The organism is Paracoccus sp. R86501 (assembly GCF_042466435.1).
Taxonomy (GTDB): Bacteria; Pseudomonadota; Alphaproteobacteria; order Rhodobacterales; family Rhodobacteraceae; genus Paracoccus.
This window is the reverse complement of the sequence record NZ_JAXHPZ010000005.1, coordinates 94,620-115,875: the sequence shown is the minus strand read 5'-3', so window position 1 is coordinate 115,875 and position 21,256 is coordinate 94,620. Positions and strand designations below refer to the sequence as shown.

The window sequence follows — 21,256 nt, the reverse complement described above, 5'->3', positions numbered from 1 at the left end:
TACCATCACCGGGGCTGCCTGCCTCTGACGCAGTGGCGCATTTTCATTTCAGCAACGGTCCCGCCTGATCCAGATACGCAGGATCGAATTCGGCCAGCGCCACCAGCCCGCGATAATCGTGGATGGCGACCTCGCCATTGCGGAATGTGACCAGCCCCTGTTCCCGCAAATGCCGCAGCACCCGGTTGACATGGACCGCACTCAGTCCCAGCACATCGGCAAGGTGATACTGCGTCAGCGGGCAATCGTATCCCGATCTGCTTCCCATGTTGACCAGCGACAGCCGTGCGCAGAGTTCCAGCAGGAAATGCGCCATCCGGGCGTCGGCGTTCCGCCTGCCTATTCCCACAAGATGTTCGACCACCATCGCCTCATCGCGGGAAGCGGCCCAGAGAATGGCCGTCGCCAGACGGGGCGTTTGTGCGAAAGCATCAAGAAGATGCTCTGCCGACACTTCGGCGGCTTCGATATCCACAATGGGTTCGAAGCTGTGATCCGAGGTGCGAAGAAGGACGCTTCGCAGTCCCAGAAAATCTCCGGGTATCTGGAAATCGACAACCTGGCGCGTGCCATCCGGCTGGATCTTGTAGGAACAGACCCAACCCTGCGACAGGATATAGGCCGTCTGTTCGGATTGCCCCTGATGCACCATATCCCGCCCCGCCACGAAGGATCGGCGCCGTTGGTGCAAGCGTTCGAGGACGCCCAGCTCATTCTCGGACAAGGCGACAAAAGCCGAAAGCTTGCGGACCAGGGGGCTGTCGTGGATCGATGTCATCGCTCTTGGCCCCAACGGGTTGATCGATACGAAATCGGACCGAAGACTACTCTCAATCAGCCCAGTATAGGACAGTTCCTGCAAGATGTACCCAAGCATCTGACCGTTTCACGATGCCATGAAAGGAATACCCGGATGTCCACGGCAAACGAGCACGCAGGTCAGGCCGCCCTGTCGATCTGCGAGGCACTGCTGCTTGCGATGAACGATCACAAGTTGCTGCCCGAACACGAGATCATGGGCATCCTGCGCGATGCCGCCGCCGCCCACGAAAAGGTCACCGGCCCGCCGGCCGCGACCGAAGACCACCGGGCCGTTGCAAAATTGATCAACAACATCATTGCCGGCGGCAATTCGGTGCGTTGACCCTGAGACGATGCCGCGGGTCACGGCGGCAAGGTCGTCGATGCCCACGGGCTGAATGACGGCATGCGACCTGGGATGCGTATCAAGGGCCGCATCCGCGCGGCCGGTCGGGGACAAGGGGCACCCTGCGGCCCCTTGATCTTTTGGCCTCGCATTGCCGTCACATGGTCACCCGCGGGCTGACCGGCAAGACAAGGGTGACGTCATGATGCCCCCCGTCCAATGGAACAAAGGCGCAGACCCGGACATCCGGGCCGTCCTGCATCGCGTCGCGGCGCAGGGTCACCGCAATTTCGGTGCCGCCGATACGCAGGCGGGCCGAAAACCCCGGCCAGTCGTCGGGCAGGCAGGGTGCGATCACGATATGGCCTCCGCGACGCCGGATGCCCAGAACTCCTTCGGTCGCGGCGCGATACATCCATGCCGATGATCCGGTGTACCATGTCCAGCCACCCCGCCCCAGATGCGGGGCGACCGAATAGATATCGGCGGCGACGACGTAAGGCTCGACCCGATAACGGGCGGTGTCATCGGGTGTCAGCGCATGGTTGATCGGGTTGACCATGGCCAGCAGGCGTGCGGCCTCGGTGCCGTTTCCCGCCCGCGCATGGGCCATGATCGCCCACATCGCGGCATGGCTGTATTGCCCGCCGTTTTCGCGCAGGCCGGGGGGATAGCCCGCGATATAGCCCGGATCGCCGCCCGCATCCGTCCCGTCGAATGGCGGAGTGAACAACAGGATCAGACCCGGATCGGGAATGACCAGCTGTTCCTGCAGGGACTGCATGGCGCGGGCGGCGCGTTCGGGATCGGCGGCATCCGACAGCACCGCCCAGCTTTGCGCGATGGAATCGATCCGGCAGGCGGGCGAACTGTCCGACCCCAGCCAACTGCCATCGTCGAAGGTGGCGCGGCGATACCACGCGCCGTCCCAGCTGTGGCGCTCCTGCGCTTGTTTCAGGGCGTGCGCATGGGCGCGCCAGCGGGTGGCGGCGGTGGGGTCGCGGGTATCGGCCAGATGCGCCATCCGGTGCAGCGTATCCAGCAGCAGCCAGCCAAGCCAGACACTCTCGCCGCGCCCGTCCTGACCCACGCGGTTCATGCCGTCATTCCAGTCGCCCGTGCCGATCAACGGCAGGCCCAGGGTGCCGCTGAACGCGATTGCGCGGTCCAGACCCAAGGCGACATGCCCCCAAAGGGTCGTACGCGTCGCCGAGATATCGGGCTGGAAAAACGCATCATGCTGGCCGGTTTTCAGGGGACGTCCCTCAAGGAAGGGAAGGTCCTGATCCAGCACCGCCAGATCGCCCGTCACCCCGACATATTCGGCCACCGCATAGGCCAGCCACACACAATCGTCCGAGATGCGGGTCCGCACGCCCGCGCCCGAATGGGGCAGCCACCAATGCTGGAAGTCGCCTTGCGGGAACTGGCGGGCGGCGGCGCGCAGCAGGTGGTCGCGCACCCGCGCAGGCTGGGCCAGCGTCATTGCCATGCCGTCCTGCAGTTGGTCGCGAAAGCCATAGGCTCCGCTGGTCTGATAGAAGGCCGCGCGGGCCTGGATGCGGCAGGCCAGCGTCTGATAGGGCAGCCAGCCGTTGACCATGATGTCCATCGCGCGGTCCGGGGTCTTGATCTTGATCGTATTGGTGACGGTCTGCCAATGCGCCCGAACCTGTTCCAGCAGGTCTGCGGGATCGATAACACGCATCCGGTTGATCAGGGCGCGGGCCGCAGTGGTCGAGGCGGCTTGCCCCAGCATGTGGCAGACCTGCACCGATGTGCCGGGCGCCAGAACGACCGGGCATTCCAGCGCCATGCAGGGTTCCAGCCCCGCGCCCAAGCGGCCCGACAGGCGGGCGGCGGGGGCAGAAAGATCGCCCTCCCTGCCCAGAAAACCCGCGCCATCGCCGCTGATGGCGGTCTGTGCGCCCATCAGATCGGCAAAGACCACGCGGTCGGGAAAGGCCACGTTCCACGGGTTGCGGGCCATCAAGGCACCCGTTTCGTCGTCGCGGGCCGTCACCACGAAGGGCGTCGAGGTGCCTTCGGTGACGCCCATGACGGGCCGGGCATAGGTGATGACCGTCAGGCGGCGCGGCTGCGTGCCAAGGTTGCGCAATGTCAGCTGCGACAGCCGGACGGGGGCATCAAGCGGCACGAATTGCAGCAGATCCATCGCCAGACCGCCGGCCTGATGTTCGAACCGGCTATAGCCCATGCCGTGGCGCGCGACATGGCGACCCTTGGCCCGCAAGGGGCGCGCGGTGGGGGAATAAAGCGCGCCGCTTTCGTCGTCGCGGATCAGGAAGGCTTCGGTCGCGGGATCGGTGACGGGGTCGTTGGACCAGGGCGTCAGGCGGTTCTCGCGGCTGTTTTCGGCCCATGTGCAGCCCGCGCCGGTGGCCGAGACATGAAACCCGAAACCGTCATTGGCGATGACGTTGATCCATGGCGCAGGGGTCGCGTGGCCCTGTTCCAGAATGGTCACATATTCGCGCCCGTCATCGGCAAAGCCGCCGGTGCCGTTGAAAAACTCGAGCGTTTCCGCCAGCCCTGCAGCCGCATCACCCACAGGGGGCGGATGCTGCGGCGGGCGTGTCATGGGCATGGCGGGGGTAGGCCGCGTCGCAAAGGCCGCCACCTGATCGGCCAACGGCCCGTGGCGGGCGACCAGAACCACACGGGCGGTGGCCAGCAGCAGGTCGGTCACCTCGGGGGGCAGCAGGTCGCGGCGCAGGGCATGGACCTGCCCGCCGGGTGCATCGGCCAAGGCGCGCGGGCGGGCTCCGCGCAGGGCGGATTCGACCGCCGATTGCAGGTCCTGAACATAGGATGCAGGGTGTTCGTTCAGGATCACCACATCGACGGGCAGCCGCTTCATGCGCCAGTATTCCTGCGCCAGCAGCAGCTGATGGACCTGCGCCATATCGGCCTGATCCCCGATACGCAGCAGCACGATCGGCAAATCGCCCGAAATACCTTGCGACCACAGAACCGATTGCTTGCCCGTGGCGGCATCGCTGGCAGGCGCGCGGAACCTTGTATCGGGATGCAGGATCGGCGCGGTCATCGCCTGGAATGCCGCCGCCTGCGTGGTTGTGATGCCCAGATGGCGCAGCTGGACCTGCGCCTGCGTCCAGGCCAGCGTCCGCGCGCGATCCACCGCGTTGCGATCATGATGACGGTCGATCAGGTCGATCAGACCTGCCCGCGTGTCGGCCACGACGGTCCAGAAGGCCAGCCGCGCCACCCCGCCCGGGGCGATGACGATCCGGTGGCGCAGCGCAAAGGCAGGGTCCAGCACGGTGCCGATGCCGCCCTTCAGCGCCGCGCCAGGTTGCAGGGCCGCGGCGTGGCGCAGGTCGTTGTCGCGGCCCAGAAAGGCCGCGCGGTCGGTTTCATATTGCATCGGGGTTTGCTGGGTCGCCTCGACCACGGCGAAATGGGCGGCCCAGATGCCCGGCTCATCGGGGGTCCTGGGGCGGCGGGTGGCGATCAGCGCGCCATATTCGGGCATGTATTCGGTCTGCACGAACAGCTTGGCAAAGGCGGGATGGGCGGCATCGGCCTGCGGCGTGGTCAGAACCAGTTCGGCATAAGAGGTCAGGTCCAGCGTCACCGGCACCTGCGAGGCCGAGGTCAGGGTCAGCATCCGCACCTCGGCGTCATCCTCGCCCGAGACGAGAACCTCCAGCTTGGTTGACAGCTGGCCATCCTGACGCAGGAACAGGGCGCGATCCTCATAGAGTTCCACGCGGTGGTGATCGGCGGGGTCCGCGCCGCCGATGCGGGTCAGTCGCCCTGTGTTCACATCGCGCATCCAGATGCGGGTGCCGCCATCATCGCGGTTCGGGTCGCCCTGCCAGCGGGTGACCGCCATCGGCCCCCATTGGCTGACGCCGCCGCCCGTGGCGGTCAGGGTGACGGAATACCGGCCGTTCGACAGGATATGGGTCATCGCGGGCCCCGTCGTCTTCCCCTCGATCACGGCCATGCGCTGCATATCCTGCGACAGGGTGTCGGCGCGGGCGGCGCTGGCCTCGACCCGGTCCGAAACGGTGGGGATATTGCGCGGAATGCGTTCCTGCAGCAGCAGTTCAGCGGCGCGTATCGCGGGTTCGGCGTGGAAGCGGCGGCGCATCCGACCGTCTTGCAGGACATTGGCGATGGCCACGATGGTCATGCCCTGATGATGCGCCATATGGCTGTGCACCACGGCCACGGGTTCATCCGCAGGCCGGTGCAGGGGGGTGAAATCCAGCGCCTCGTAGAAGCCATAGGTCCCCATCGCACCAAGGGCCGCCAGCCGGTCAAGGTTCCGGGCTGCGGCCTGCGGGTCCACCATGGCCGCCAGCGCGGTCGCATAGGGGGCGACGACCAGGCTGGCCTCCAGCCCGCGCTTCAGGCCCAGTTCGGGCACGCCAAAGCTGGAATACTGGTAATTCATCTGCAGATCGCGCGCGTTGAAGCCGGATTCCGACAGCCCCCAAGGCACGCCCCGACGCAGGCCATAGCGTTGCTGGGCCACGACCGACTGGCGGTTCGACTGGTCCAGCAGGCTGCCCGGGGGTTCATCCATCACAAGGATCGGCATCAGGTACTCGAACATCGACCCCGACCATGATCCCAACACCGCCCCGCCGCGCAACGGCACCGCAGGCCTGCCAAGCCGGAACCAATGGGTTGCGGGAATATCGCCCTTGGCGATGGCGAACATGCTGGCCAGCCGCGCCTCGGAGGCCAGAAGGTCGTAACAACTTTCGTCGCGCGTGTTGTCCGATTGATTGAAGCCGATCGACAACAGTTTGCGTTCAGGGTCCAGCAGGAAGGTGAAATCCATGCCCCAAGCCAGCGCGCGGGCCTGCACGGCCAGGTCGTGCAAGGGGGCGCTCAGGTCCGGATCGGGATCGGCCAAATGCGCCACCGCGCGGTCATGCAGGGCGGCCAGCCAGACGCAATCGCGCCCCGCCTTGCCGGTCAGCCGCTGGATGGCGGCCCATTCCGGACGGGGCGCGCGGATCGCAGCCTCGATCTGGTCCAGCAGGGCGGTATCGGTCCAGCCATGCGCCAGTTCCAGCGTGTCCAGCAGACCCTGTCGGTCGTCTTGTGCGGGGTCTGCGGCCCATTCCTCGCAGGCATGGGACAGGGCGATCAGATGTCCGGCCAGATTGCCGCTGTCGACGGTCGAGACATAGCGTGGCGCCAGAACGCTGCCATCGGTCGTGTCATACCAGTTGAACAGATGGCCGTTCAGTTTCTCTAGCTGCGTGACGGTTTCCAGCGTCTGCTGCAGACGGGTGACGGCATCGCGAAGGCTGATCCAGCCGAAATCCCGCGCCGCCACGCAGGCCAGCAGATAAAGACCGATATTGGTGGGCGAGGTCCGCGCGGCTGTCAGGGGCGTGGGCGTTTCCTGATGGTTGTCGGGCGGCAGGTGGGAATGACGTGCGGTGACGAAGGTCTCGAAATAGTGCCATGTGCGGCGCGCGGTCAGGCGCAGGTGACGTGCGGCGTCAGGCGTCAGGGGTTTGGTGGCGGTCGGCAAAGCGCGCCCCGTGGCGCGGGCGATCAGCGGGGCGGACAGCCACAGCAGCACGAATGGCAGCGCCAGCGGGACTGCAGCGGGGGCCAGAAGAACCACGGCGATCGCCATGCCCAGGGTCAGCACAAGCCCCCCTGACATGCGACGCGCCAGCATGCCGAGGTCCGGCTTGGGGCCGACCTGATCCTGCGCGGCGGTGGTCCATTCCAGCAGATGCCGCCGCGATATGCGCAGCCGCCAAAGGGTGCGCAGGATCGCATCACCCATGCGCCACGCCGTGTCGGGCAGAAAGCTGACCGTCAGGGCCAACTGCCCCAATGCTGCGCGCCCGTCATCCAGACACTGCCGCGCATGGCTGGGCAGATCGGGCGCCGGGCCGCGGGGGACCATGCCCAGCAGGGCGGGCAGGATCACCGGCAAGGCCATCACCGCCAACAGCAGCAGCGTCGCCGCCCCCGGATGCGGCGTCATCCATCCCGCCAGCAGCGCCGCCAGCACGAAAGGTGCCATCAGCGACCGGCGCAGACTGTCGGCGATCTTGATGCGTCCCAGCACCGGGGTGGCGGGGTCGATAATGCGCCCCGCCAGTTGCCAGTCGCCCCGCGTCCAGCGATGCTGGCGGGCGGCGGCCAGATCATGGCGGGGGGGGAAGGCCTCGACCACCTCGATATCCGAGGCAAGGCCCGCGCGGGCAAAGACCCCCTCCAGCAGGTCGTGGCTGAGGACGCTGTCGGGTTCGATCCGGCCCTGCATCGCCGCCTGAAACGCATCGATGTCATAGATGCCCTTGCCGGTGAACGACCCCTGGCCGAACAGGTCCTGAAACACATCCGACGCCGCCGAGGCATAGGGGTCCATCCCCCCCGGCCCCGATGTCGCCCGCAGATAGGCGGTCGTGCCCGCCCCAAGGGCTGGCGTCACGCGCGGTTGCAAGATGCCATAGCCTGCGGTCACGACCCCTTGGGCCGCATCCATCTGGGGCCGGTTCAGGGGATGCGCCATCTTGCCGATCAGACGGGCTGCGGCATCACGGGGCAGGCGGGTGTCGGCATCCAGCGTGATGACATAGCGCACGTCATCGGGTAGGGCCGGATGGGGGGTGAAACTGGTATCGGTCGCCCCCCGCAGCAGGCGGTTCAGCTCGACCAGTTTGCCGCGCTTGCGTTCCCAGCCCATCCAGATGCCCTCATGCGGGTTCCACTGGCGGTCGCGGTGCAGATGCAGAAAACGCGGACCGGCAGGGCCTGCCGCGTGGCGTACGTTCAGTGCCGCGATCCGGCGCGTGGCCAGCGCCAGCAGTTCGTCGTCGGCGGGCATCCGGCAGCTTGGCGCATCGGCCCCGTCCGTCAACAGCGCGAATGTCAGATCACCGCCCGTGCCGGACAGGTGGTGGATTTCAAGACTGTCCAGATGGCGGCGCAGATCTTCGGGGTCGGTCATGATGACGGGGACGATCACCAGCGTGCGCAGGTGCCTGGGCACGCCCTTGCGCAGGTCCAGCCCCGGCAAAAGCGCCGCGCCGACCGAACGTGCGACCATCAGATCGACCAGCGCGATGGCCAGCCCGCAAAGCGGCATCGCCATCGCAAGCAACCATGGCCAGATGACACCGCCCTGCATCAGCCACGCAAGCACGGCCAACAGCGCCGTCGTCCCGCCCGCGATCAGCGCCAGATAGCCCGGCAGCCCCGCGGTCTTTCCCAGCCTGCGCAACCACAACCGTGGCGGAGGCCGAAAGCCGATGGCGCGTTCCAGCGTCGGCCTGCCACGGTCGATCAGATGCCAGCCGGGATCACTGGCCGGCGTCGCGGGCGTGGCGTCTGCGGAAAGCGCCACGACCATGTCGGCCAGCTGCGTTTCCGGGCGGTCGCTGCCGCGCGACAATTCCTCGATCGCGCTGCGGTAAAGATTGCGGCTGGCGAAATCCATCGCCGCATAGCCCTGATGCTGACGCAGGCGGGCCTCGACCAGACTGACATCCTCGAACAGGTCGTTCCAATCGGTCGAGGACAGGCTGCGAAATCCGGTGATGACATTGCGCAGCGTGACATTCGAGGCCCCCAAGCGTTCCTGCGCATGGCGCACCACGCTGTCGATCGAGGCCCCCTGCGCGGTCAGCCGGTCCTGCAGCCATGTGATGGCCGGGGTGGTTCTGGGGTCCAGATTGCGCAGACGCTCGGCCAGTTGGGCGGCGAACAATTCGTTCATCGGCGTGGCGCCGGGGGGATCGGGGAACAGGTTGCGATAGGTCTGGCCGGGCCGAAGGATCTGGTTGGCCAGCAGATCGGCCCTTTGCCGTTGGTCTCGGCCACAGGCCATCTGGTCGGTCAGACGGCGCAGATTCTCGACCAGCACGATGCGCAGGGTGATGGCCACAGCCCACAGCTCGCCGATGGTCAGGGGTTGGACGGTTTGATAGGCGACCAGAAAGCGGCGCAGGGCCAACGCGTCGAAATGGCTGTCGGTATGGGCGACAAAGGCCCAGGCCAGCCCGAAGACGCGCGGATAGCCCGCGAAGGGGCCGGTCTCCAATTTGGGCAGCAGCTGGTAATATTGCGGGGGCAGATCGATGCGGATTTCGCGGATCTGCGCCTCGACCAGGTGGTAGTTGTCCAGCAGCCAGTCGGCGGCAGGCACGGTCGGCCGACCGGCGGCGGCGTCCTGGGCGTTGTCGCGATAGGCGGCCCTCAGGGCGCGCGCATTGTCGGACAGGCGCTTGTGCAGCGACATGACCCGGGGCGGGTGATCGGTCACGGTCTGATCGGCGGCCAGGGTCAGCGCATGTTGTTCCAGCCGTTCGAACCCGAACAGTTCCGCGCGAACCGGTGCCGTGTCCGACCATGGCGGGCGGTTTGCGCGCAGTTTCGGGGTAAAGAACATGCCCCTGACAGAGCGGGGGGCAAAGGCGTTTTGGAACATGACGGCATCCTGTCGGTTTCGGGATTGCGCTGTGGCCGCCGTGAAGCGCGATCACGGCAATGCGCAGCGGTCCCTTGATCTTGGCCCGGCAATCCACCCCTGCGGGCACCGTCTTGAAAACGACGGGTGCGACCGGTCTGTGGTAATTGTCAGGGCTGGGGCCTTTGGAAAGGGTGCGGCTCCGATCCAGAGGCATGCGCCCATGCTGACAGGGTTCCGCGGGGCGCGGACTGATGCAAAGCAGCCTTGCCGCGTTTTCCAGGGGGATCAGACGGTTTCGGCGGGCTGTCCGGTGTCGATGGCCAGCGCCCGCAAGGCATTCAGGATGACGGCCACGTCGATCACCTCTTGCAACAAGGCGCCTTGCACGGGCGTCAGATATCCGAAGGCGGCCGCGATCATCCCCATGACCGACAAGCCGATCCCGGCGATGACGCTTTCCAGCGCGATGTGGCGCGCGCCGCGTGCCACCGCAAGGCCGGGCGGCAGCCGGTCCAGTCGATCGACCAGCAGGACGACATCGGCGGCCTCGGCGCTGGCTGCGGCACCGCGTGCACCCATCGCCACGCCGACATCGGCGGCCGCCAGCGCGGGGGCGTCATTCACGCCGTCGCCCACCATCATCACCGGCCCGTTCTTGCGTTCCGACAGTACCAGCAGCACCTTTTGATCCGGCGTCAGATCGGCATGGACAGCGTCCAGCGGCAGGCCTTGGGTGACCGACATTGCGACTGCGTGCCGGTCGCCTGTCGCCAGCACGATGCGCGCGATGCCCTGATGGCGCAGCCCCGTCAGCAGATCACCGATGCCCGCGCGCAGGCTGTCGGCCATGACCAGCCAACCCGCCGGTCGCCCATCGACCGCCACTGCAACCAGAACCGCCCCGGGTTCCTGCGCCGCCATATCCCATGGCGCGCCCCCCGACCGCGCGGCCACAAAGCCCGTGCCGCCGACCACGACCGCGCGGCCATCGACAGTGCCGGTCACGCCCTCGCCCGGGGTTTCGACCACATCGGCGGGGACGGGCAGCGCCGCCCCTTGGGCGCGGGCGGCGGCCACCACGGCTTGTGCCACCGGATGCTGGGACAGCTGATCCAGCGCGGCCGCGAAATAAAGGACCTGATCTTCGGGCATCCCGCCCGTCGCATGGATTGATACGATCCGGGGCCGCCCATCGGTCAGCGTGCCGGTCTTGTCCACGATCAGCGTGCTGATGCGGGCCATCGCCTCCAGGGGTTTGGCGCCCTTGATCAGCACGCCGAACCGTGCCGCGCGCGACAGGCCCGCCACCAGCGCCACCGGCACGGCCAAAATCAGCGGGCATGGGGTGGCGACGACCAGAACGGCCACCGCGCGGATCGGATCGCCCGTGAACCACCACGCAGCGGTTGCCAGAGCAACCGTCACCCCCAGAAACAGCAGCGAATACCGGTCCGCCAGCCGGGCCATCGGTGCCCGCGAATTTTGCGCCGCCCGAACCAGCCGCACGATCCCGGCATAGGTGCTGTCGGCGGCGCGGTGGGTGGCGCGCAGATCGAAAGCCTCGCCCGCGTTGGTCGCGCCGCTCATGACGGTGGCGCCTTGGGACAGGCGGACGGGCAGGGATTCACCTGTCAGGGCGGATTGATCCATCATCGCGTTCCCCGAGGCTACGGTGCCGTCCACGGGTGCGACCTCGCCCTGTCGGATCAGCAGCAGGTCGCCGGGGACGATGTCGTCCAGCGGCACCTGGGTCAGCTGGCCGTCGCGGTGCAGGGTGGCGGTGCGGGACACGCGCGACAGCAGGGCCGACATCTCGCGCTGTGCGCGGCCCTGGGCGAAGCTTTCCAGAAACGTCCCGCCCGAATACATCAGCGCGACCACCGCCGCCGCCAGCGTTTCGCCAAAGACCAGCGCCGCCGACATCGACAGCGCGGCCACGATATCAAGGCCGACCTCCCGTCGCGCAAGGCTGCGGATGATTTCGACCACCAGCGCCGCCAATACGGGAATGACGCCCGCCGACCAGACCAGTGTGGCCATATCGCCCAAGCCCGCCGTCCAGAGCAGCAGACCGGCGACCAGACCAAATGCGGCAATGGCCAGCAGGGCGGTTTTCAGACGATCCCGGACCAAGATCAGCATCCTTCCGACGCCCTGCCGGTGCAAGCAGGCAAACGCGGAGGATGGTACGTGTTCACGACCGGCGGCATGTGTCGGGGTCCACGCCGGCGGTGGTCAGCGTCCATGCGGTCATCTGGCCGATCAGCTGTCGCGTGGCGGCGTCGAAAGCCGGGATCAGATCGGAGGTGCGGGTGCTGGCGGCAGCCACGGTTGCGGCAAAGCTGCGGCGCGCGATGACCCTTGCCTCCATCTCCTCGACCAGCTGCGCCTCGACGCTCAGGCGGATCAGCGTGCCGTCGGGGGAAAGGTTGACGTTGAAATCCCGGATCTCGCTGATCATCGCCACGTCGCCCGACAGGCCCAGGGGCGCGCGACCGACATGGTCGAAACTGCCGGTCGCGCCAAGGCTTTCCACCAGCAGGCGTTGCAGCATCGCGGGGACCGTGTCGCCCCATTCCGCATCGGGCAGATATTGCGTCTGCAGCACAGAGGGGCGGATCATGATGCGATTGCTGTCCAGCGTGCCGCGCGCCTTGGGCGGCTCGATCACCAATTCGCCCACGCGGGACCGGGGGCAGGACAGCGCCGCGGGGGCGCGCAATTCGAACAGGTCGCGGTCCGGTTCACCCTGCAGCGCGGACAGCGCGCCGCATCCGGGCAGAGTGGCCGTGGCGGCGATCAGAAGGGCGGTGGGCAGGCGCATGGGGAACCTCATCTGCGGAATTCGGGGGTGCGGGGGCCGGACAGCAGCTGCGCCGGGTTGCGCCGCAGGGTCGAGACAAGCTGATCCATGTTTTGAACCAGCGCGCGCATGTCCTGCGACAGGCGGGTGATCTGCGGCAGCGTGTCGCCGGCAAAGGATTGGACCGGTCCACGTGCGCCGTCCAGCACGCCGCGCAGGGACGCGAAAGCCGCCGCCGCATTGTCGGATGCCGCGCGCAGGCTGGCGCTGATGCGGGGCAGATCATCGGGCAGGGTCGCCATGGCGGTGGTGATCGCGCCAAGGGTGGTGCGCAGGTCGGCGGCCACGGGCGTCAGATCACCCATCACGCGCTGTGCGGTGTCAAAGGCCCCGGTCCCTGCGGCCAGCGCCTTGTCCAACCCGTCAAGGCTGGATCGGCCACGATCGACCAGATCGCCGAGGCCTTGCGCGCCACGCTGCAATTCCTGCGTCAGGGTGGCCAGATCGCCCTGAACATAGCCGTCCACCCGGTCCAGCGTCGTCTGCGCCTGCGTGGCGGCATCGGTAAAACGGTCCAGCGTGATGGTGGCACTGTCGCCCAACCCCTCCATCTGGTTCCCGAAAGCCGCGATGCCCGTCGCCGCCACCCCGATCGCGTCGGTCGCCGCCGCAATATCCGCCAGCGCCAGGTCCAGATTGCCGCTGGAGCGTTCGACATTGTCCAAGATCGCCGCCACCCGCCCTTGGTTCTGCGGTCCCAGGATCTGCGTCAGCTGTTCGGCCACCAGGCTGAGGCGCGCGATGATCTGCGGGCCTTCATCCGTCAGCGTTTGCAGCGCCGACCGGCTGGAGGCGATGACCGGAACCTCGGTACCTTCGGCGTCGCGCAGCAGGGGCGTTCGGGCCGAGCCCGCGGTGATCGCGACCAGCGCCACGCCGGTGACGCCCTGCACCTCCAGCGCGGCGGTGCTGTCGCTGCGGATCGGAGTGTCCAGAATGACCTCGATGCGGACGCGCACGGGCAGGGGGTTGCCGGGCGCCAGCCGCATGTCCACGACCCGCCCGACCGGCAGGCCCGCAAAGCGGACCTCGGATGCGGGACCAAGGCCAGAGACTTCGGGGAAATAAACGTCGTAATAGGCGAATTGCCGGTCCAGCTGCAGCTGCGCGAACCACAGCACGAACCCCAGTATCCCCAGAAAGCCCGCGATGGTGAAGGCGCCGATCAGCGCATAATTGGCCTTGGTTTCCATGCGTCTAATCCTTGGCCGTGACGGCGCGCGCACGCGGTCCGTGAAAATATTCGTGGACCCAGGGGTCATCGACATCCAGCATCTGCGCCATCGTGCCGGTGGTCAGCACGCGGCGTTCGGCCAGAACCGCAACCCGGTCGCAGCAGGCATGCAGCGTGTCCAGATCATGGGTGACCAGAAACACCGACAGGTTCAGCGCATCGCGCAGCGTGACGATCAGCCGGTCGAAGGCCGATGCCCCGATGGGGTCCAGACCGGCGGTAGGTTCGTCCAGAAACAGGATCTCGGGGTCGAGGGCCAAGGCGCGGGCCAGTCCGGCGCGCTTGCGCATGCCGCCCGACAGATCGGCGGGCATGTCGTCATTGGCCTTCCACGGCAGGCCCGCCATGCCGATCTTCAGTTCCGCCAGACCGCAGCGCTGCGCATCGGTCAGCCCGGGAACGGCGCGCAGGGGAACCTCGACATTCTCGCGCACGGTCAGGGACGAAAACAACGCGCCGTCCTGAAACATGACCCCCCACCGCTGTTCCAGCGCGCTGCGGTCGGGACCGGACAGCGCGCCGATGCGATTACCCAGCACGTCGATGGTTCCCCCCTGAACCGCGTCCAGCCCGACGATCGCGCGCAGCAGGACGGATTTGCCCGTGCCGGACCCGCCAACGACGCCCAGGATCTCTCCTCGGTTCAGGTCCAGGTCCAGGCCGTCATGGACGACATGGGTGGCGAATTGCGTGCGCAGACCCCGCACCCGGACGACGGCGTTGCTCACAGCCCCACCCGCGCAAAGAAGATCGAGAACGCCGCATCCGCGATGATCACCGCAAAGATCGCACTGACCACCGCCGAGGATGTCATCCGTCCCAAGGATTCCGCGTCCTTGCCCACCTGCATGCCTGCGTGACAACCGATGACCCCGATGATCAGCGCAAAGACCGGTGCCTTGGCCAGCCCGACGATCACATGGGTCACGCTGATATCCGTCAGCCGCGCCAGGAACACGGCGGGCGATATGCCCAGTTCAACCCAGGCCATCACCGCACCGCCCAGCAGCCCCGCCACAGCCGAGATCAGCCCAAGTATCGGCAGCACCATCACCAGCGCCAGAACGCGAGGCAAGATCAGCACCATGTCGGGGTCCAGCCCCAGGGTGCGCATCGCGTCGATCTCCTGCCGCATTTTCATCGACCCGATGGACGCCGTCAGCGCCGAGGCCGTGCGCCCTGCCACCACGATGGCGGTCAGCAGGATGCCCAGTTCCCGCAGGATCGAGATCGCGATCAGGTCCACCACAAAGACCTCGGCCCCGAACTGGCGCAACTGGTCGGACCCCTGAAAGGCCAGCACAACGCCGATTAGAAACGACATGACGGTGACGATGGGCACCGCGCGCAGGCCGGTTTCCTGCGCGTGATGGACCAGAGCAGTCAGCGGAAACCGCGTCGGATGGCGCAGCGCGCGTGCAAGCGCGGCCAACGTCCGGCCCAGATATTCGGCCAGATGAACCAGATAGAGGCCTGCGCCGGTCACCCGCTGTCCCGTCGCCTGCAACACGCGCCGCCATGCAGGAAAGGCGGGCGGCGGCGGGTCGGCAACAGGCAGCGCGGCTGTCACCGTGGCCAGCAGGTCGGCATGCTGTGCCGACAAGCCGATCAGTGCCGCCCCCGCCGCGCGCCGGCGCGCCAGCTCCCACGCGCCGGCGGTGTCCAGACGGGCAAGGGCGGACAGGTCGATCCGGGCTTCCTGCAGCACCGGTAACTGGCCCAAGGTCCAGACAACCAGATCGCCTGACAGGATGACAAGATCGCCCTTTTGGTAGACGGTCAGATGCATCGAAGGCTGGATCATGGATGACCTGCGGCGAAGGGTGGCGGGGGCAGCATCCATAAAGGTCGTTCCGGCTCGGTCTGTCCTGCCCGGAAGATGGCACCCGAGTGCGCCACACGCCTTGATCTGGATCAACCCCCGGGCCGTATCCCCATCCGGTTTGAACCACCGTGCGGCAGCATGTGTCAGAACAGATCGGTCCCGCGCTGTTTCCATGACCGTGCAGACGGATGGCTGGCCTGCCCGACGATCGGCCACATTTGCCAGCCTTCCGCGCGGCGGCATCCGACACCGGCGGCCTCAGAACGGACAGCGTGCCCGCTGTTCTGCCGACGGTTTCCCGTTCGGGATCAGTGGCACAACAGCACCGGACAGTCGCGCTGTTCGATCAGCGTGCGGGTGGTTCCGCCAAAGACCACTTCTCGCAGGCGGGAATGTTCATAGGCACCCATGACGATCAGATCGCCACCGGTTTCCTTGGTGCGCTGCATGATGACCTTGCCGATCTCCTCGCCGCCGCTTGGATATTGCTGGACCGCGACATGACAGCCCTGACGGGTCAGCCAGGCAGCCACGTCGGAGCCGGGGTTTTCCCCATCGCCGGATTTGTTCATCACCGGATCGAACAGCGCGACGTTCGACATTCTTCGCGGTGCGCAAGATCGGCATGGCCGCATGCACCGCCCGGGCCGAGGGAATGCCCGCCTTCCACGCCACGAAGACCGAGGCGGGTTGCAGGGCTTTAGCCGACCCCATCGCGTTCAGCATCACCCCGCCTGCCGACCGGAACAGGGCGGCGCGGATGACATCGTTGAACAGGGGGGCATCCTGACGCAGATCGTCGCCGATGACGATCAGATCGCAGGTCAGCGCGGCATGCGACACGGCGCCCGGCAGGATCGCGGCCTGACCGCTGGCGACGCGCACCTCGGCGCTGGCCCCCTGATCGGCCAGATAGTCTGAGATCTGGTTGCGCAGCACCTCCAGCCGGGCGTTCGCCTCATCCACTTCGGTCTGCCAGCCCAGGGGCAACGAAAAGGATCCGCTTTCGCCGATGCCGAAGGTGTAGATCGGGATCTGCGGCATCACCCCAAGCATCAACACGATCAGGTGCAGATTGCGGTCGCGCGCTGTCTCGGTCAGCGGCTCAAGATCGGCAGGCTTGGCGGTGCGTCCCAGCACTACCAGAACAGTTGCGTTCTTCATCGGGGTCATCCTTGATCAGGTTGCCCGTCAGGTATAACGCATTCCCATTTCCGCATATTGATCTGTATCAAGGTGGTGGATCAAATAGCCGACCATTTTGCAAATTCGGCCAGTTTGCGTCGGAACGCATTTTTCGCATTTGGGATGATCATGGGTTACAACTTATAGTTTCCACATCTCACTCTTTGAACGCCACACGCGTATGAAGTTCGAAGCACCAGTGGATACCATGCTTGTGCAAAATATCCGCTGGTCTATGCCACGTGACGAACCTTGATATTTATATGTCATAACTCAGATTATTAACTGCAAGCCAAGATAGCAGATTTTGAGGAATGCTGTCAGCGTGCAAGGCTCTTGTGTCCCTTCCACAATGGCTACCGTGCAGATTCTGGGCATCTTCCCACTGAACCGTAAGCGGCAGCGCCGCCTCACTTGTTTTTAGCTTGATAGTTTAAAGTTCCGAGGCAGCAGATCGTCGATCCTCGCTTGCGGGTGACCGGCGGCCACGGCTTCCAAGGTAGCCTTTACGTAGGCAAAGGGCTCAACCCTGTTGACCTTTGCGGTGGCAATCAGGGCTGCAATGCACGAACCCGCAGACTCTCGTTATGACCGAGGGACCGATGGGGGGCAGATCAGCATTCATATCCAAACCTTTGCAGTGGATGAAGATACACCAATCAAAATGCGCAGATCATCCACATGTGGACGGCGATGGCTTTTGAGGGAAGTTGACGCGGCATCTGCACATCTGGCGACCGGCACAGGTTGCCTATTGCCAAGGTTGCCTCGCGGAGCCTGACGTCGATGGGTCGTGACCTTGAATGTCACGACCCGCCCTGTTGCCTGCGGGAAAGGCCTTGGCAGCCTGTCCGGTGCCAAGGTGGCCAACAGGCCCTTCGCGCTTTGAAAATGGCAAGTTCCTGCTCTAAATGCGAACCGCTCCTTCCACCCGGCATCAGTTCGTGAAAAAGGACATGAAACAAGAGCGGTGCGCCCCCGAGTCGCGATCCGCCCAAAGAGCAGGAGCAGAGTTCGCCGTGTCAGTTCGAAACCCACGGTCCAGGCATAACCCGATGCCGGCCAGCGTCGCCGCGTTTCAGGTGCGGGGCCGCTTCCTGACGGCATTGGTTCTTCGCATCGACAGTGAAAGCGCGGGCGACCAGTTCTTCGGGCAGGTCGATGAACAGCTGTTGAAAACGCCTCAGTTCTTCCTTGGCGCGCCCATGGTGCTGGATCTTGGCAATTCCAAAGGCTTTCGCGACATCGACGCCATCCGTGATCTGGTGGAAAATCTGCGCAGGCGCGAATTGCGGGTCTTCGGCGTCCAGAACGCGAACGACCTTGATGCGGAGATGCTGCAGACACTGGGTCTGATCAATGTGACGACGGGGCGCGATGCGCCATTGCCGCGCGACGCGGGCCCTGCGGCTGCGGTCGCAGTAGCGACCGAGGCGCCGCGCGCGGTGGAAAACAAGGTGATCCGCTCCACGGTTCGTTCGGGTCAGATGATCGTGGCGGAACATGGCGACCTGACGGTGATCGGATCGGTCGCTTCCGGGGCCGAGCTGATTGCTGCGGGAAATATCCATGTCTATGGCCGCCTGCGCGGTCGCGCCATGGCGGGCTGTCATGGCAATGAGAACGCACATATCTTCTGCCAGAGCCTGAATGCCGAACTGGTCGCGATTGCCGGGCTCTATCAGACAAGCGAGACGCTTGACGCTGCCGTAGGCCAAGGCTGCACGCATATTTATCTCGAGGATGAAAAACTTCGCATGGAGGTGATCGCATGACGACAGAACCGAAGAGCAACCCGCCACTTGGTCGGGTGATCGTGATTACCTCGGGGAAGGGTGGCGTTGGAAAGACGACCTCCTCCGCGGCGATTTCGGCAGGGCTTGCCAAGCAGGGCTTCAAGACGGTCGTGATCGATTTCGACGTGGGGCTTCGCAACCTGGATATGACCATGGGCTGCGAGCGCCGCGTGGTTTTCGACTTCATCAACGTCATTCAGGGTGATGCAAAGCTCAAGCAGGCGCTGATCAAGGACAAGCGCCTGGATACCCTGTTCATCCTTCCGACCTCGCAGACCCGCGACAAGGATGCGCTGACCAAGGACGGCGTCGAAAAAGTGCTGACCGAACTGCGGTCCGATTTCGACTATATCATCTGCGACAGCCCTGCCGGCATCGAACATGGCGCGCAGATGGCCATGCATTTCGCCGATGAGGCCGTGGTCGTCACCAACCCCGAAGTGTCCTCGGTGCGCGACAGCGATCGCGTGCTGGGCCTGCTGAGCAGCCAGACCAAACGGGCCGAAACCGAAGGATCCGATCCCATCAAGGCGCAGGTTCTGATCACGCGCTATGACGAGACGCGCGTCAACAACGGCGAGATGATGACGATCGAGGACGTTCTGGAAATTCTGGCAGTGCCGCTGCTGGGCGTTGTTCCGGAAAGCAAGGCGATCCTGAAGGCCTCGAATGTCGGTACGCCGGTCGTGCTGGACGGACCGTCGGCTGCGGCCCAAGCCTATGAGGATGCGGTATTGCGCCTGACCGGGAAACAGGTCGAGATGCGCATCCAGGGAGAGCGTCGCGCCGGTCTGTTCAAGCGACTGTTTGGACGTGCATCATGAGCCTGTTCAGTTTCGCCCGCAAAAAACAGCAGCCCAAGAGCGCACAGACGGCCAAAGACCGTCTGCAGATCCTTCTGGCGCATGAACGCAGCAGCAGTGGCGCGGCCGAGGCCGATTACCTGCCGATGCTGCAGCGCGACATCGTCGCGGCGATCAGAAAGTATGTGCCGATCGGGGATACCGACGTCAACGTCCGCATGGAGCGCGGCGATCAGATGTCCAGCCTTGAGATCAACATCGAACTTCCCAAGATCGCGAAACCCAAAGGTATCTGAGGTGCCTCCCCGTGATGAAGATCAGCAGACAGCAAATCCAAGCTTATGCTCGTGTTCGGTTTTTGGGGACCACCTCGGTATTCGTGAATAGCCCCGTGTTTCGGATCCGCCTGCTTGGCTGACTTACCTGCCATTTTCAGAAACTTGATCATGGTACTGGAATGAAGGGGTCTGGTGCTGCGTATCGGTCTGCACAAGCAACGCTACATGGGGGCGGGAGGAACGTCCCCATCAGATGCAAAACCGGAGACCAGGCCCATGAACAACCTCGCCCTGTCGCTGTCAGCGCAGCCACCAACATCCGCAACGAACGTCCCGACGCCTTCACCCCGGCTGTCGCTGTCGAGACGGTGCAGGTCCGCGCCGACAGCCTATTGACCCCTGCCGAACTGAGCCGCGCCGGTGACGTTCGTTGCGCTTGTTGGCAGCCCCAGCACCCATTTTAGACCCTACCTAAGGTAAGGTTATAAACCGCGCGGCATACCGCAAGGCATTTCCCTATCCGTCAGAATTCCCAAAACCTGACCGCCCAACTCCGGCGATTTGGAGCCATCAGGAAATTGGAATTTCCGATGCAAGATGCGAGGCGACAAGTTGTTTCTGCTCGCGGCCGGTGGGAATGTAGAAGGCCGGTTCCGCTTTGTAATCAATGTCCTGAACTTCGGGAAACAATTCGATGATTTCGTCGCGCGCTTCCGGACTAATCGCCTTCAACGCTTCCGGACCGGTAAAGAGGCTTTCGGTCGGGGCGCCCTCGGAGATGATGACTTCATGCTTATCGAACAGGATGTGATAGTACTCCACGCTTTGAACCGTTTCATCGACGAAGATGCCGGGAAGCGAGGTCAGTTTTATCGCCGGGATCAGCACCTCGGCGCGACCGAACATCCGCTTGGCGATTTTCGACTTCATGAACACACGATGCTGACGGGACACCAGCAAATCACGCTTGGGCAATCCATTGCCCATCGTACCTGCCATGATCCTGACCGGCCGCAACTTGGGATTTCTGGCCAGTTCACCTGCGTTGATCGTCCTGTTCAGCAGAAGTCGCAGCGAAATTCCTTCGCCTTCATGGCTTAGAACGACGTCCGAAGGTGTCAGGCTTTCGACGGGTTTTTCACCGTCTTCCGTCTGGATCATCGTACCTGCGACGAAACAGGGGGGCCCCAGTGACAATACCGGAGTCGGGGTATTACCGCTGACGGCCGTCGACGAGACAAAGGTGCCCGGCTGCAGCACCGTGCCATCGGTAGGGGTGAACACCCTCCGCCCATCTTCCAGATAGAACGTACTGCCGATAACCGTCACATTGCCTGATCCGGCAATGCTGACTGTCACGGTATCCCCGGGAAACGATGCCGTCACAAGCGAGCCGTCAACGATATCGCCTTGGCCTCTGCCAATGGTCCCATCGTCATTCTGATCGGTCAGTTCGAGGGATAGGACATTCAACGCAGTGCCAGCTGCTGGTGGCGCAAACGGATCGATCAGGTAGAACTGATCACTATAGGACATGGGCATATCGTCACCTGAACCTGTTACGTACAAAAAGCGGAGCACAACTGTGCGATTGCATATCAAGTATCAGATTTTATCCATGAAAGTCAGTTATCCCTCCGCATAGGGAGTGAACGATGCGAAAGGCGGGTGCGGTGCCGCGT

15 protein-coding genes are annotated in these 21,256 nt (G+C 64.8%); 4 read left to right on the top strand and 11 right to left on the bottom strand.

Features of this window, described 5'->3' with window-relative positions:
- Window positions 1-43: 43 nt before the first annotated feature.
- A complete protein-coding gene (locus SJY40_RS16560; RefSeq protein ID WP_378949337.1) occupies window positions 44-778 on the bottom strand; it encodes a Crp/Fnr family transcriptional regulator in 735 nt (244 codons plus the stop codon).
- Between the two features lie 135 nt (window positions 779-913).
- Between SJY40_RS16560 and SJY40_RS16555 the strand changes: the two genes are divergently transcribed.
- Complete coding sequence (locus SJY40_RS16555; RefSeq protein ID WP_378949334.1) at window positions 914-1,144, top strand: hypothetical protein; 231 nt, start codon at window positions 914-916, stop codon at window positions 1,142-1,144.
- A gap of 160 nt (window positions 1,145-1,304) precedes the next feature.
- On the opposite strand, the gene SJY40_RS16550 is transcribed toward SJY40_RS16555, so the two are convergent.
- From SJY40_RS16550 to SJY40_RS16510, 9 genes are all read right to left on the bottom strand, one after another.
- Complete coding sequence (locus SJY40_RS16550) at window positions 1,305-9,608, bottom strand: GH36-type glycosyl hydrolase domain-containing protein (protein ID WP_378949331.1); 8,304 nt, start codon at window positions 9,606-9,608, stop codon at window positions 1,305-1,307.
- 267 nt (window positions 9,609-9,875) lie between these two features.
- A complete protein-coding gene (locus SJY40_RS16545; RefSeq protein WP_378949328.1) occupies window positions 9,876-11,723 on the bottom strand; it encodes a heavy metal translocating P-type ATPase in 1,848 nt (615 codons plus the stop codon).
- Between the two features lie 61 nt (window positions 11,724-11,784).
- On the bottom strand, window positions 11,785-12,414 hold the full coding sequence (locus SJY40_RS16540) for an ABC-type transport auxiliary lipoprotein family protein (protein WP_378949325.1): 630 nt from the start codon (window positions 12,412-12,414) through the stop codon (window positions 11,785-11,787).
- Between the two features lie 8 nt (window positions 12,415-12,422).
- On the bottom strand, window positions 12,423-13,646 hold the full coding sequence (locus SJY40_RS16535; RefSeq protein WP_378949323.1) for an MlaD family protein: 1,224 nt from the start codon (window positions 13,644-13,646) through the stop codon (window positions 12,423-12,425).
- A 4-nt stretch (window positions 13,647-13,650) separates the two neighbouring features.
- Window positions 13,651-14,415 carry an ABC transporter ATP-binding protein gene (locus SJY40_RS16530; RefSeq protein ID WP_378949321.1) on the bottom strand — a complete coding sequence of 255 codons (765 nt, stop codon included), beginning with the start codon at window positions 14,413-14,415 and terminating at the stop codon, window positions 13,651-13,653.
- Window positions 14,412-15,491, bottom strand: a complete 1,080-nt coding sequence (locus SJY40_RS16525; protein ID WP_378949318.1) for an MlaE family ABC transporter permease — start codon at window positions 15,489-15,491, stop codon at window positions 14,412-14,414. The genes SJY40_RS16530 and SJY40_RS16525 overlap by 4 nt, the downstream gene beginning before the upstream one ends.
- A gap of 329 nt (window positions 15,492-15,820) precedes the next feature.
- Window positions 15,821-15,961, bottom strand: a complete 141-nt coding sequence (locus SJY40_RS16520; protein WP_378949315.1) for a universal stress protein — start codon at window positions 15,959-15,961, stop codon at window positions 15,821-15,823.
- Window positions 15,909-16,676, bottom strand: a complete 768-nt coding sequence (locus SJY40_RS16515) for a hypothetical protein (protein ID WP_378949312.1) — start codon at window positions 16,674-16,676, stop codon at window positions 15,909-15,911. The genes SJY40_RS16520 and SJY40_RS16515 overlap by 53 nt, the downstream gene beginning before the upstream one ends.
- A 441-nt stretch (window positions 16,677-17,117) precedes the next feature.
- Complete coding sequence (locus SJY40_RS16510; protein WP_378949622.1) at window positions 17,118-17,249, bottom strand: transposase domain-containing protein; 132 nt, start codon at window positions 17,247-17,249, stop codon at window positions 17,118-17,120.
- Between the two features lie 503 nt (window positions 17,250-17,752).
- Here SJY40_RS16510 and minC point away from each other — a divergent pair.
- From minC to minE, 3 genes are read left to right on the top strand one after another with little or no spacing between them, the layout of a single operon-like run.
- Window positions 17,753-18,472 (top strand): septum site-determining protein MinC, encoded by a 720-nt coding sequence (minC, locus tag SJY40_RS16505; RefSeq protein WP_378949309.1) that lies wholly within the window; start codon window positions 17,753-17,755, stop codon window positions 18,470-18,472.
- Entirely contained in the window at window positions 18,469-19,317 is an 849-nt protein-coding gene (gene minD, locus SJY40_RS16500; RefSeq protein ID WP_378949307.1) for a septum site-determining protein MinD, read from the top strand. The genes minC and minD overlap by 4 nt, the downstream gene beginning before the upstream one ends.
- On the top strand, window positions 19,314-19,592 hold the full coding sequence (gene minE, locus SJY40_RS16495) for a cell division topological specificity factor MinE (protein ID WP_378949305.1): 279 nt from the start codon (window positions 19,314-19,316) through the stop codon (window positions 19,590-19,592). Before minD ends, minE begins: the two co-directional genes overlap by 4 nt.
- A 552-nt stretch (window positions 19,593-20,144) precedes the next feature.
- Here minE and SJY40_RS16490 read toward each other — a convergent pair.
- Window positions 20,145-21,116, bottom strand: a complete 972-nt coding sequence (locus SJY40_RS16490; protein ID WP_378949302.1) for a Hint domain-containing protein — start codon at window positions 21,114-21,116, stop codon at window positions 20,145-20,147.
- Window positions 21,117-21,256: the final 140 nt, after the last annotated feature.